This window comes from Salmonella sp. 5800 (genome assembly GCF_046558195.1).
Lineage (GTDB): Bacteria > Pseudomonadota > Gammaproteobacteria > Enterobacterales > Enterobacteriaceae > Salmonella > Salmonella enterica.
Map to the genome: position 1 here is coordinate 662,126 of NZ_JBGDOX010000001.1, position 12,374 is coordinate 674,499.

The window sequence follows — 12,374 nt, forward strand, 5'->3', positions numbered from 1 at the left end:
GCTGTGAAAACCGCTAATTTACGCTGTTGCGCCCCGGCAACCAACCTTTGATTTGATTGGGCGTTTATTGAATGCTTATGCAGATTATTGTTGCGTATATTTCAGGCGACGCGCCGCGCGCGCAATGCTGACGCCAACGGGCATTTGCAGTATACTCCCGCCCTAATTCTTAAACTGGCGCGGGCAATACAGTCCGCTTCATAAACGTAAGGTATTCCGGTGAATATTCAGGCTCTTCTCTCAGAAAAAGTTAGTCAGGCCATGATTGCTGCAGGCGCGCCTGCAGATTGCGAGCCCCAGGTTCGTCAGTCAGCCAAAGTTCAGTTCGGCGACTATCAGGCCAACGGCATGATGGCAGTTGCGAAAAAACTGGGTATGGCCCCCCGACAACTTGCAGAGCAGGTGCTGACTCATCTGGATCTCAGCGGCATCGCCAGCAAGGTTGAAATCGCCGGCCCTGGCTTTATCAATATTTTCCTCGAACCGGCTTTTCTCGCTGAACAGGTGCAACAGGCGCTGGCCTCCGAACGTCTGGGCGTTTCTCAGCCGACTCGTCAGACAATTGTCGTCGACTACTCCGCGCCCAACGTCGCGAAAGAGATGCACGTTGGTCATCTACGCTCCACGATTATCGGCGATGCGGCAGTACGCACGCTGGAGTTTCTGGGCCATCATGTTATTCGCGCTAACCACGTCGGCGACTGGGGCACCCAGTTCGGTATGCTTATCGCCTGGCTGGAAAAACAGCAGCAGGAAAACGCGGGCGACATGGCGCTGGCGGATCTCGAAGGATTCTACCGCGATGCGAAAAAGCATTATGACGAAGATGAAGCGTTTGCCGAGCGCGCGCGTAACTACGTCGTCAAATTGCAGAGCGGTGATGCCTATTTCCGTGAGATGTGGCGTAAGCTGGTTGATATCACGATGACGCAAAACCAGATCACCTATGATCGTCTGAACGTCACTCTGACGCGTGACGATGTGATGGGCGAAAGTCTGTATAATCCGATGCTGCCGGGCATCGTCGCCGATCTGAAAGCCAAAGGACTGGCGGTTGAAAGCGAAGGCGCAACGGTGGTTTTCCTTGATGAGTTTAAAAACAAGGAAGGCGACCCGATGGGCGTCATTATTCAGAAGAAAGATGGCGGTTATTTGTATACCACTACCGATATCGCCTGTGCCAAATACCGTTACGAAACGCTGCACGCCGACCGCGTGCTCTACTACATTGACTCCCGTCAGCACCAGCACCTGATGCAGGCCTGGACCATTGTGCGTAAAGCCGGTTATGTGCCGGATTCCGTTCCGCTGGAACATCACATGTTCGGCATGATGTTGGGTAAAGACGGTAAACCGTTTAAAACTCGCGCGGGCGGTACGGTGAAACTGGCGGATCTGTTGGATGAGGCGCTGGAGCGCGCGCGTCGTCTGGTGGCGGAGAAGAACCCGGATATGCCGGCTGACGAGCTGGAAAAACTGGCTAACGCCGTCGGTATTGGCGCGGTGAAATACGCCGATCTGTCAAAAAACCGCACCACTGACTATATCTTCGACTGGGATAATATGTTGGCTTTCGAAGGCAATACCGCTCCTTATATGCAGTATGCCTATACGCGTGTGCTGTCTGTTTTCCGTAAAGCGGACATCGACGAGCAGGCGCTGGCGAGCGCGCCGGTTATCATTAGCGAAGATCGCGAAGCGCAGCTCGCTGCCCGTCTGCTGCAGTTTGAAGAAACCCTGACGGTGGTCGCGCGTGAAGGTACGCCGCACGTCATGTGCGCATATCTGTATGACGTCGCCGGGCTGTTCTCCGGCTTCTACGAGCACTGCCCTATTCTCAGCGCCGAGAATGACGCGGTTCGCAATAGCCGCCTAAAACTGGCGCAACTGACGGCGAAGACGCTGAAACTGGGTCTGGATACGTTGGGTATCGAAACCGTAGAACGCATGTAAACGCGCCGTCGTTAACATCATCAGGCCTGACTCCGGGTAACGGACTCAGGCCTTTTTATTGCCACAGCGGTATATCTGTAACAAATCACAAGGAATGACACATTTCTATAGAGAGATGGAACATCTTTTACCTGTGCTGGCGCTGACCGCCCCGTATCATTAGGCGGCGGATTGTTCAGGTACAGGTAATGACTTTTAAAGACTTTGATGCGGAAGAGAAACTCTTCCTGAGACGTGTGATTGTGGCGTTTGGTGTAGTGGTTGTCTGCTTTGGTATCCTGATCTTCAACCTCTATAACTTGCAAATCCGCCAGCACCACTACTACACCACCCGTTCGAATGAGAACGATATCAAGATGCTACCCGTCGCGCCCACGCGCGGCATCATTTACGATCGCAACGGCATTCCGCTGGTGCGTAACGTAACCTGGTATGATATCGCGGTTACGCCCTATAAAATTGCCGATATGGATGCGCTGCTAAAACAGCTCACCCCTATTGTTGATCTCTCCTCCGACGATATCGCCGACTTTCGCCGCGCGCTAAAATCCAGTAGCCGCTATCGTCCGGTAGTGCTCAAAAACGCGCTAACGGATGTTGAAATCGCACGCTTTGCGGTCAATCAGTTTCATTTCAACGGCGTCACGATCAATAGCTATCAGGATCGGCAGTATCCTTACGGCGCGGAGCTGGCGCATGTTCTCGGTTACGTGTCAAAGATAAACGATAACGACCTTAAAGCGCTGGATAAAAAAGGGCTGGCAGAGAATTACGCGGCGGACCATAACATCGGTAAACAGGGGATTGAGCGTTACTACGAAAACGATCTTCATGGCAAAACCGGTTATCAGGAGGTCGAGGTGGATAATCACGGGCGTATTGTCCGCCTGCTGAAAGACGTTCCTCCCATCGCGGGTAAGAACATTCACCTGACGCTGGATCTCCATTTACAAGAGTACATTGAAAGTTTGCTGGCCGGGCAGCGTGCTGCCGTACTGGTTGAAGATCCGCACGATGGTTCAGTGCTGGCGATGGTATCTATGCCCAGCTACGACCCGAACCCCTTTGTAAAAGGCATTAGCTATCAGGATTACGGCAAACTGCTGCACGATAAAAATCTGCCGCTGATCAACCGCGTGACGCAAGGGCTTTATCCCCCGGCGTCAACGGTTAAACCCTATATGGCGATGTCCGCGCTGTTATGCGGGATTATTACGCCGCAAACCACCTTCTTTGGCGCGCCAACCTGGACGCTTCCCGGCACGCAGCGGCATTACCGGGACTGGAAAAAAACCGGACACGGTATGCTGGATGTCACTAAAGCGATTGAGGAATCTGCGGATACCTTTTTCTATCAGGTCGCTTATATGATGGGTATTGACCGTATCGACACGATGTTGTCTCAGTTCGGCTATGGCAAACCGACGGGTATCGACCTTAATGAAGAGTATGACGGGCTGCTTCCCAGCCGCGCATGGAAACAGCGGGTCCATAAAAAAGCCTGGTATCAGGGCGATACCATTTCTGTCGGCATCGGCCAGGGTTACTGGATTGCCACCCCCATCCAGATGGTTAAAGCGATGGTGGCGCTCATCAACAACGGTAAGGTGATTGCCCCTCACCTGTTACTCAATGAAGAGAGCGGCAAAACGGTGGTTCCGTATCGCCCTTCAGGAACACCGGCACAGATAGCCGATCCGGCGTCGCCATACTGGGGACTGGTGCGTCAGGCGATGTATGGCATGGCGAATGCACCCAACGGAACGGGCTATAAGTTCTTTCACACAGCGCCCTACGGCATTGCGGCCAAAAGCGGCACGTCGCAGGTGTTTAGCCTGAAAGAAAATCAGACCTACAACGCGAAAATGATCCCCATTCGCCTGCGCGATCATGTGTTTTATACCGCTTTTGCACCGTATAAAAACCCTAAGGTCGCTATTGCCTTGATTCTGGAAAACGGCGGAAGCGACGGCGTTACCGCCGCGCCCATCATGCGAAAAATCCTTGACCACCTGTTTGATCCACAGGCTGATACCACACAGTCGGGTCAGGCGCCATAGTCAAATAAGCAAAGCGCCATCAGACAAGGATACGACCGGAATATCCGCATACATCAGAAATAGTTACGCAGATATTCCGTCAAACACAGCATAGCCATCGCCTGCCCGTAAGGCATAGAGGTCAACGGAATATGACGGTAAAAATCGAGATCGTGGCCCATGCCAGTGCCAAATGATGTTTGCAGCAGTTCGCCTTCCGGCGAGATATGTTTCACTATCCCCCGAATAGCTTTTTCCGCCACCTGCGCATAGTGCCGTTCGACATAGCGTTTGCGCACCGCTTTAAGAATACCGTAGGCAAAACCCGCCGTCGCCGACGCCTCAAGATAAGAGTGCGGATCGTCAAGCAGCGTATGCCACAAACCACTTTCATCCTGACATTTCGCCAGCGCGGCGATCTGCGCATTCAGTACCTGGACCAGATAACGGCGCACGGCATTATTTTCCGGCAAGTCCAGCAGTTCAAGAAAATCCGGGATCACAATGGTCAGCCAGCTGTTGCCGCGCGCCCAGCGAGCGTTAGCGAAGTTATGATGACCGTCATAGCTCCAGCCGTGGAACCACAGCCCCGTCTCTTTATCCATCAAATTCTGCACGTGCAGCAGGAACTGATAGGTTGCCTCTTCCACATATTCCGGCCGGTTCAACAGTTTACCGATTTTCGCCAGCGGCAGCACCGTCATCATTAGCGTGTCGTCCCACATCTGCTGATGATTTTCCTCCGCCAGCGTGATGTGCTGCATTCCGCCGTGATCGGTACGGGGCATTTCATTCATCGCCCATTCGGCCCACGTTTCCAGCCACGGTAAATACGCTGGATTACGCGTCTCTTCATAGCGATACGCCAACGTTAAAAACGGCGCCATCGTATTAACGTTTTTCGTCGTCGCGCCTTCCGCAAAGCGATCGGCAAACCAGTCATCAATGATCTTACGCATCGTCTGGTCACCGGTCTGTTGGTAATAGTGATACATTCCGTACAGGCCCACGCCGTGCGTCCACTCCCATCCGGCCCAGCCTTTAGTATCGATCACGCGTCCGTCGTCCAGTCGCAATAAAAATTCGCCTGTCTCATCTTTAATATTGACCAGGTTATGCGTCACCTTTTGCACCAGGGCTTTTAGTTCATCTCTGGTGATAAAATGCTCAGGCTGACGCAATAGCGGACTGTGTTTGACTGGATAAACCATCATTTGCTTAACCTCTGTGTAATGTCGAATTCAGTGCTGCGTGCAGTTTTACCGCCGACGCAGTCGATTCGCTACAGTAAAAGCTAATCTGGGCGGAAACCTTTTTGTTTCTGCCATTGCCAGAGCGTAAATGGCAAAAACGCAAAGAGTCCGGCAACCTATCTCACCATTTTATAAAACGGCGTTTCTATTTATTCAAAAAGAGAGTCAGGTCTGCTACCTGGCAAAGAAAGGGGCGGTTAGCGGTAGTTCACAATCACCTGGTTGCTCCGCACTTTTAACGCCGGGATAAGCCGGCCGCCGCCGGGGACTTCCCAGACAAAGCGGAGCGGCTCGACTGCGGGAACATGGGCAAAACCGTGGGTCGTGCCACTCTGACCATCAAGTTCTACGCAACGGGACTGGGAACATAAACGTACCCGTAAGCCCGCGGGGGTCGGGCCATTCAGTTCATAACGCCAGGCGACCAGCGTCATCACACCGGAAACCGGCTGACGCGCCGACAATGGCGAAGACGATGCGGAAACGCCCCGGTAATTTAAGGTTACGCCCATACCGCTATCCTGCCACGCGCCTTCGCCTGCGGCCTGAACCGTCAGGGGAAAGAGCAACAACGCCAGCCATTTACGCATTATTTTCCTCCAATGGTCGCCGTCATGCGGATATGACGGTTATCGGAAAGCTCAAGGTTCGACAACACCACCAGCTGCGGTAAACTGCGCCGCAAAAAGCGGGACAATAATGGACGTAGCGCATGGTTAACCAGCAATACCGGCGGCGCGCCAAGCATTTCCTGGCGAGAAAGCGCCTCTTGCGTCTGCGCCAGCAGGCGATCCGCCAACCCAGGCTCAAGTCCACCGCCGCCCTGCAATGCCTGAAGCAGCAAACGCTCCAGCGCGGTATCCAGGCCAATCACCTGCACTTCTTCATTACCGGGGAACCACTGTTGCGTAATCGCTCGTCCTAATGCCACGCGTACCACGGCGGTTAATTCATGCGGATCGCTTTGTAACGGCGCATGTTCCGCCAGCGTTTCCAGAATGGTGCGCATATCGCGAATCGGGACTTTTTCCGCCAATAAGTTTTGCAGGACTTTGTGTAAAGTCGTGAGGGTCACGACGCCGGGGACCAGATCCTCCGTGAGTTTAGGCATCTCCTGAGAGACACGATCCAACAGTTGCTGCGCTTCCTGGCGGCCAAACAGTTCGGCGGAGAATTGGCCAATCAAGTGGTTAAGGTGCGTCGCCACAACGGTACTGGCTTCAACAACGGTAAAGCCCTGAATTTGCGCCTGCTCTTTCAGGGCGCTTTCAATCCAGATGGCATCAAGGCCAAAAGCTGGATCGACGGTTTTCTCGCCCGGTAGCGTTCCCGCCGCCGTGCCGGGGTTAATAGCCAGCCAGCGTCCCGGATAGGCGTCCCCGCTGCCGATCTCTACCCCTTTCATCAAAATACGGTAGCGCGCAGGCTGTAAATCCATATTGTCGCGAATATGGACCACCGGCGGCAGGAACCCCATATCCTGCGCGAATTTTTTACGAATGCTGCGAATACGTCCGAGCAATTCACCATCCTGTTGAAAATCCACCATCGGGATCAGGCGGTAGCCCACTTCCATTCCCAGTGAATCCTCAAGCTGTACGTCATTCCAGGTGGCTTCGACCACCGAGTTATTTTCCGGCATTTTTACCGGCTGCGGCTCCTCCGGCGCTTTTTCTTCACGCCCGCGCAGCCACCATGCCAGGCCGAGCAAAGCGGCGGTAAAGAGTAAAAATACCAGGTTAGGCATTCCAGGCACCATGCCAAGCAGCCCCAGCACCGCCGCCGCCAGCAGCATCACCCTTGGATTACTGAACAGTTGGCCAACCATCTGCTCGCCTACATCCTGATCGGTACTGACGCGGGTCACAATGACGCCCGCCGCCGTGGAGATAACCAGCGCCGGGATCTGGGCGACCAGGCCGTCGCCAATGGTCAGCAGGGTGTAGCTTTCCGCCGCACTGCCCATGCTCATTCCGTGCTGCAATACGCCGACCAGCAGCCCGCCGACCACGTTAATGACCATGATGAGAATACCGGCGATGGCGTCGCCGCGCACAAATTTACTTGCCCCGTCCATCGAGCCGTAGAAGTCGGCTTCCTGAGTGACTTCCGAACGCCGTTTTTTGGCCTCGTCTTCACCAATCAGACCGGCATTAAGATCGGCGTCAATCGCCATTTGCTTACCGGGCATACCGTCCAGCACAAAGCGCGCGCCGACTTCGGCAATACGTCCGGCGCCTTTGGTGATGACCATGAAGTTGATAATGACGAGGATGATAAAAACCACAATCCCGATCGCGAAGTTACCGCCGACCAGGAAATGACCGAACGCCTCCACCACCTTTCCCGCCGCCGCCGCGCCGGTATGCCCTTCCATCAAAATAATGCGCGTTGAGGCAACGTTAAGCGCCAGACGCAGTAGCGTGGTAAACAGCAGAATGGTTGGAAACGCGGCAAAATCCAGAGTGCGCTGGGTAAACATCGCCACCAGCAGCACCATGATCGATAGCGCAATATTAAAGGTAAACAATAAGTCGAGGATAAAAGCAGGCAGCGGCAGCACCATCATCGACAAAATCAGCAGAATGAGGATCGGCCCGGCAAGAATTTGCCATTGCGTCGATTTCAGGTTGCTGGGCAGGCGCAGCATCGCGACCAGATTAGCCATCAGTATTCTTCTCGTTCATAAAATCCAGCGCTTCTGGCACCGGAAGGTTCTCAGGTTGTGGAGGACGTTGCCCGCCCGCAAGCCGCCAGCGTTTAAGCTGCCAGACCCAGGCCAACACTTCCGCAACGGCAGCATATAACTGCCCGGGAATTTGCTGACCGATTTCGGCGTGGCGATATAATGCCCGCGCCAGCGGCGGCGCTTCTAAAGTGGGAACCCGATGTTCAGCGCCGATCTCGCGAATGCGCAGCGCTATTAATCCAGCCCCCTTCGCGACCACTTTCGGCGCGCTCATTTTGTTTTCGTCATACTGCAGCGCCACGGAATAGTGCGTCGGGTTAGTGACAATGACGTCCGCTTTCGGCACATCTTCCATCATGCGGCGCTGCGCGGCGGCGCGTTGCATCTGGCGAATTTTGCCCTTAACATGCGGATCGCCTTCGCTCTCTTTAAATTCGTCACGAATGTCCTGCCGCGACATGCGTAATTTTTTCAGGTGGCTAAAGATCTGGAAAAACACGTCAAATCCCACCATTGGAATCACGCCCAGTACCACCAGTAACGCGCAGAGTCCAACCAGATCCAGCGCATTCCCCATTGCGACGATCGGCGACTCCGCCATCAGGCGCATCATTTGTGGCCAGTGATGCCAGAGATAAAAGCCGGTAACGCAGCCGACCAGCGTGGATTTCAACACCGCTTTTAGCAGTTCCGCGCCGGTCTGCGCCGAAAACATGCGCTTAATTCCCGGCAGCGGGTTTAATTTAGAAAATTTTGGCTGTAGCGACTTACCGCTAAAAATCAGGCCGCCAAGCATAACCGGCGAGATAAGCGCCACCAGCACCACGCCCGCGATGAGCGGTAGCAGTGCCATCATCGCCGCTTTAATCAGCAAAATTATCTGCCCCAGGATCAGGTTAGGATCGTTCACCATACGGTGATCAAAGTGCAGGCCTGCTGAGAGCATTCCCGCCAGTTGCCGCGCTAACGACTCGCCGCCGAACCAAATAATACAAACGCCCACCAGCAATATCAGCAGTGAGGTCAGTTCTCTGGAACGGGGGATCTGCCCTTCTTCCCGCGCTTTTTCAAGTCGGTGGGGTGTGGGGGCTTCTGTTTTGTCGTCGTCGCTCTCTTCTGCCACGCAGCAAACCCTGGATAGATTGATAAGCGAGAATGATGCCAGAACCGCTTTACGCCAATGGGCAGAGTAAGCGGTAAAAAAGGCGGGGTTTATGGCGTTAATAGAGATAGCCGGATACGATAAGAAAGTCTCGTATCCGGCCTGGTTGACGGATTCGGACCCGATAAGCGCAGCGCCATCAGGTCAAAAAAGCTTAAAATCCAAGACTGTCCAGCAGGTCGTCCACCTGATCCTGACTGGCGACGACGCCAGCTTTCGAAGTATCCACCTGCGGGCCGTTGAGTAAGCTTTCGTTCTCGCGTTTTGGTCGCGCGCTCTGTTCCGGGATGTTTTCCAGCAGCACCATTAACAACTGGCGTTCAATCTCCTGAATCACGTCCATCATGCGTTTGATCACCTGCCCCGTCAGATCCTGGAAATCCTGCGCCATCATGATGTCCAGCAGTTGCGCGTTAGTAAAGCTGGTATGACCCGGGACATCCCTGAGAAACTGGCGCGTATCCGTCACCAGTTCACGGGCGTCGGAAAGCTCGATCGGATTGTCAAACCACTCGTCCCAACGTTGGGTTAGCGCTTTCGCCTCTTTTTCCATCGCATCCTGATGCGGCTGCGAGGCTTCGACACTGTTTAGCGCGCGCTCCGCCGCCTGCGCCGTCATCTGGACGACGTAATCCAGACGGTCGCGCGCATCAGGGATCGCCTCCGCCGCTTCGGCAATCGCCTGGTCCAGCCCCAGTTCACGCAGGCTGTCGCGCAGCATTCGGGTCAGACTACCGATGCGCGCAATGATGTCTCCTGCTGAGCCTTCATCAGCAGGCTTGATAGATGGTTGCATCATCATCGCATCCTCACATGCCCAGTTTCTCAAAGATTTTGTTGAGCTTCTCTTCCAGAGTCGCTGCGGTGAACGGTTTTACGACATAACCGCTGGCGCCAGCCTGTGCGGCGGCGATAATATTCTCTTTCTTGGCTTCCGCCGTGACCATCAACACGGGTAACGCCGACATGGCGCTATCGGCGCGAATGGTTTTCAGCAGCTCCAGGCCATCCATGTTCGGCATGTTCCAGTCGGAGATAATAAAACCAAAGCCGCCCGCCTGGAGCTTGTTCAGCGCATCGACGCCGTCTTCGGCCTCTTCCACATTGTTAAATCCAAGCTCTTTTAAGAGGTTGCGCACGATACGACGCATGGTCGAAAAGTCATCCACAACCAAAAATTTAAGCTCTTTATCCGCCATAAAAACTACTCCTGGTTCAAATACGTATCGCCTGTCCGGCACTGATTTTCGCCAGCATCTGCTGGCTTACCTGGCTAAGATCGACCACTTCGCTTACGCCACCCATATTGATGGCCTCGCGCGGCATGCCGAACACCACACAACTTGCTTCGTTTTGCGCAATGGTCCAGGCGCCAGCCTGGTACATCGCTAACATTCCAGCGGCGCCATCGTTGCCCATCCCCGTAAGAATGACGCCTACGGCGTTGCGCCCCGCGTGTTTCGCCACCGAATGAAACAGCACATCCACGGAAGGCCGATGCCGGTTTACCGGCGGGCCATCATGAATTTTGATTTGATAATTCGCCCCGCTACGCGCCAGCTCCATATGCTTGTCGCCGGGCGCAATGTAGGCATGACCTGGCAATACGCGTTCGCCGTCCTCGGCCTCCTTCACGCTGATTTGACAGAGTTTATTCAGGCGCTCGGCAAACGAGCGGGTAAAGCCAGGCGGCATATGCTGCGTAATAATCACTGCCGGACTGGAAAGCGGCAGCGGTTGCAGCACATGTCGGATAGCTTCAGTACCGCCCGTTGAAGCGCCGATAGCAATCAGTTTTTCCGAACTGAGCAGCGGACCGGCTTTTAAGGTTGCCGGGGCCGCCATCGGTTTATGTGCGGCGATGCGGGCCCGCGCGGCGGTACGCACTTTTTCGGCGATCATCTCGCTATACGCCAGCATACCTTCACGAATGCCAAGCTGCGGTTTAGTGACAAAATCGATGGCCCCCAACTCCAGCGCCCGTAGCGTCACTTCGGAACCTTTCCCGGTCAGCGAAGAGACCATCACCACCGGCATCGGTCGCAGGCGCATCAGTTTTTCCAGAAAATCGAGGCCGTCCATACGCGGCATCTCAACGTCCAGGGTCAATACGTCCGGATTAAATTTTTTGATGAGATCCCTGGCGACCAACGGGTCCGGCGCAGTCGCCACCATCTCCATATCGCTATGGCTATTAATAATTTCAGTCATGATTTGGCGCATTAGCGCGGAATCATCAACTGACAATACCCTGATTTTACTCATGCTTTATCCTTACTTAGCGCATACACCGTCTGTCCGCGCAGGCTAAACTCGCGCACGAGGTTGCTAAAGTTTTCTGAGTGACCGGCAAACAACAGTCCGTCAGGTTTAAGGAGTGGAACAAAACGGCGCAGAATGTCCTCCTGAGTCGTTTTATCAAAATAGATCATGACGTTACGGCAAAAAATCGCGTCAAAGGGACCGGGTACGTTGTACTGCTTTTCCAACAAATTAACGGAGGAAAATTCAACATAACTGGCCAGTTCCTGACGCACGCGCACCAGTCCTTCATGCGGCCCCGTACCGCGCATGAAGTAACGTTGTAGCTGCTGCGGCGATAACGTTTTCAGTTCGCTGAGGCGATAAATACCGCTTCTCGCTTTTTCCAGCACTTCAGTATCAATATCGCTGGCGAATACTTTCCAGCGACCGGGGGCCATCCCCAACGCATCCGCCAGCGTAATGGCGATACTGTAAGGTTCTTCTCCTGTCGATGCCGCCGCACTCCAGACGCGGTACTCGCCGTGGCGGCGACGCGCATGTTCCGCAAGGATGGGAAAATGGTGCGCCTCGCGAAAAAAAGCGGTCAGGTTGGTAGTCAGAGCGTTGATAAAAGCCTGCCACTCAGCGCTGTTTTGATTAGCCTCCAGCATACTGAGATAACGGCCAAAATCATCCAGTCCCAGGGCACGCAGCCGACGGACCAGGCGGTTATAAACCATATCCCGCTTATGGTCGGCCAGCACGATCCCTGCACGCTGGTAGATTAATTGACATATCCGACGAAAATGCGCGTCGGACAGCGCGAGGCGCTGTGTCATCTGTAACAATACTGACGTTTGCCCGGAGGGCAGAGATGATGTCATAGCGCCTTCTTAATCACATTCAAAGTACAACGGGCGCGCCCTGCGGCAGCGCCATGCTTCCCGTATTACACATTTTTTGCTTTTATCTATGCGAACCAGACGAAAGGGATCGGCGGGTTCGCAAATTAATCGATAACCGACAGCACACAG

Annotated in this window: 10 protein-coding genes; 2 read left to right on the forward strand and 8 right to left on the reverse strand. The window is 54.2% G+C overall.

Annotated elements, in window-relative coordinates:
• The first annotated feature begins 219 nt into the window (after positions 1-219).
• Entirely contained in the window at positions 220-1,953 is a 1,734-nt protein-coding gene (gene argS, locus ACLJZ5_RS03330) for an arginine--tRNA ligase (RefSeq protein ID WP_001025363.1), read from the forward strand.
• 188 nt (positions 1,954-2,141) lie between these two features.
• Positions 2,142-4,013, forward strand: a complete 1,872-nt coding sequence (gene mrdA, locus ACLJZ5_RS03335) for a penicillin-binding protein 2 (RefSeq protein ID WP_024798341.1) — start codon at positions 2,142-2,144, stop codon at positions 4,011-4,013.
• 53 nt (positions 4,014-4,066) lie between these two features.
• On the opposite strand, the gene ACLJZ5_RS03340 is transcribed toward mrdA, so the two are convergent.
• The 8 genes from ACLJZ5_RS03340 to cheR all read right to left on the reverse strand — a co-directional run bounded on the left by ACLJZ5_RS03340 (position 4,067) and on the right by cheR (position 12,224).
• Positions 4,067-5,206, reverse strand: a complete 1,140-nt coding sequence (locus tag ACLJZ5_RS03340) for a glycoside hydrolase family 105 protein (RefSeq protein ID WP_024798340.1) — start codon at positions 5,204-5,206, stop codon at positions 4,067-4,069.
• A gap of 236 nt (positions 5,207-5,442) precedes the next feature.
• On the reverse strand, positions 5,443-5,835 hold the full coding sequence (flhe, locus tag ACLJZ5_RS03345; RefSeq protein WP_001233619.1) for a flagellar protein FlhE: 393 nt from the start codon (positions 5,833-5,835) through the stop codon (positions 5,443-5,445).
• On the reverse strand, positions 5,835-7,913 hold the full coding sequence (gene flhA, locus ACLJZ5_RS03350) for a flagellar biosynthesis protein FlhA (protein WP_000002392.1): 2,079 nt from the start codon (positions 7,911-7,913) through the stop codon (positions 5,835-5,837). Before flhA ends, flhe begins: the two co-directional genes overlap by 1 nt.
• Entirely contained in the window at positions 7,906-9,057 is a 1,152-nt protein-coding gene (gene flhB / locus ACLJZ5_RS03355; protein WP_000797081.1) for a flagellar biosynthesis protein FlhB, read from the reverse strand. The genes flhA and flhB overlap by 8 nt, the downstream gene beginning before the upstream one ends.
• Before the next feature lie 193 nt (positions 9,058-9,250).
• Positions 9,251-9,895, reverse strand: a complete 645-nt coding sequence (gene cheZ / locus ACLJZ5_RS03360) for a protein phosphatase CheZ (RefSeq protein ID WP_000983586.1) — start codon at positions 9,893-9,895, stop codon at positions 9,251-9,253.
• Positions 9,896-9,905: 10 nt separating this feature from the next.
• Positions 9,906-10,295 carry a chemotaxis response regulator CheY gene (gene cheY / locus ACLJZ5_RS03365; protein ID WP_000763861.1) on the reverse strand — a complete coding sequence of 130 codons (390 nt, stop codon included), beginning with the start codon at positions 10,293-10,295 and terminating at the stop codon, positions 9,906-9,908.
• 16 nt (positions 10,296-10,311) lie between these two features.
• A complete protein-coding gene (gene cheB, locus ACLJZ5_RS03370; protein ID WP_000036389.1) occupies positions 10,312-11,361 on the reverse strand; it encodes a protein-glutamate methylesterase/protein glutamine deamidase in 1,050 nt (349 codons plus the stop codon).
• Positions 11,358-12,224: a protein-glutamate O-methyltransferase CheR gene (gene cheR, locus ACLJZ5_RS03375; RefSeq protein WP_000204363.1), complete on the reverse strand. Its 867-nt coding sequence runs from the start codon at positions 12,222-12,224 to the stop codon at positions 11,358-11,360. The genes cheB and cheR overlap by 4 nt, the downstream gene beginning before the upstream one ends.
• Between the last annotated feature and the right edge of the window lie 150 nt (positions 12,225-12,374).

What these genes read in the sequence shown, in the direction of transcription:
- cheY (WP_000763861.1), bottom strand. Translation starts at nt 10,295, where the DNA reads ATGGCGGATAAAGAGCTTAAATTTTTGGTTGTGGATGACTTTTCGACC.
- cheB (WP_000036389.1), bottom strand. Translation starts at nt 11,361, where the DNA reads ATGAGTAAAATCAGGGTATTGTCAGTTGATGATTCCGCGCTAATGCGC.
- flhe (WP_001233619.1), bottom strand. Translation starts at nt 5,835, where the DNA reads ATGCGTAAATGGCTGGCGTTGTTGCTCTTTCCCCTGACGGTTCAGGCC.
- cheR (WP_000204363.1), bottom strand. Translation starts at nt 12,224, where the DNA reads ATGACATCATCTCTGCCCTCCGGGCAAACGTCAGTATTGTTACAGATG.
- ACLJZ5_RS03340 (WP_024798340.1), bottom strand. Translation starts at nt 5,206, where the DNA reads ATGATGGTTTATCCAGTCAAACACAGTCCGCTATTGCGTCAGCCTGAG.
- cheZ (WP_000983586.1), bottom strand. Translation starts at nt 9,895, where the DNA reads ATGATGCAACCATCTATCAAGCCTGCTGATGAAGGCTCAGCAGGAGAC.
- mrdA (WP_024798341.1), top strand. Translation starts at nt 2,142, where the DNA reads ATGACTTTTAAAGACTTTGATGCGGAAGAGAAACTCTTCCTGAGACGT.
- flhA (WP_000002392.1), bottom strand. Translation starts at nt 7,913, where the DNA reads ATGGCTAATCTGGTCGCGATGCTGCGCCTGCCCAGCAACCTGAAATCG.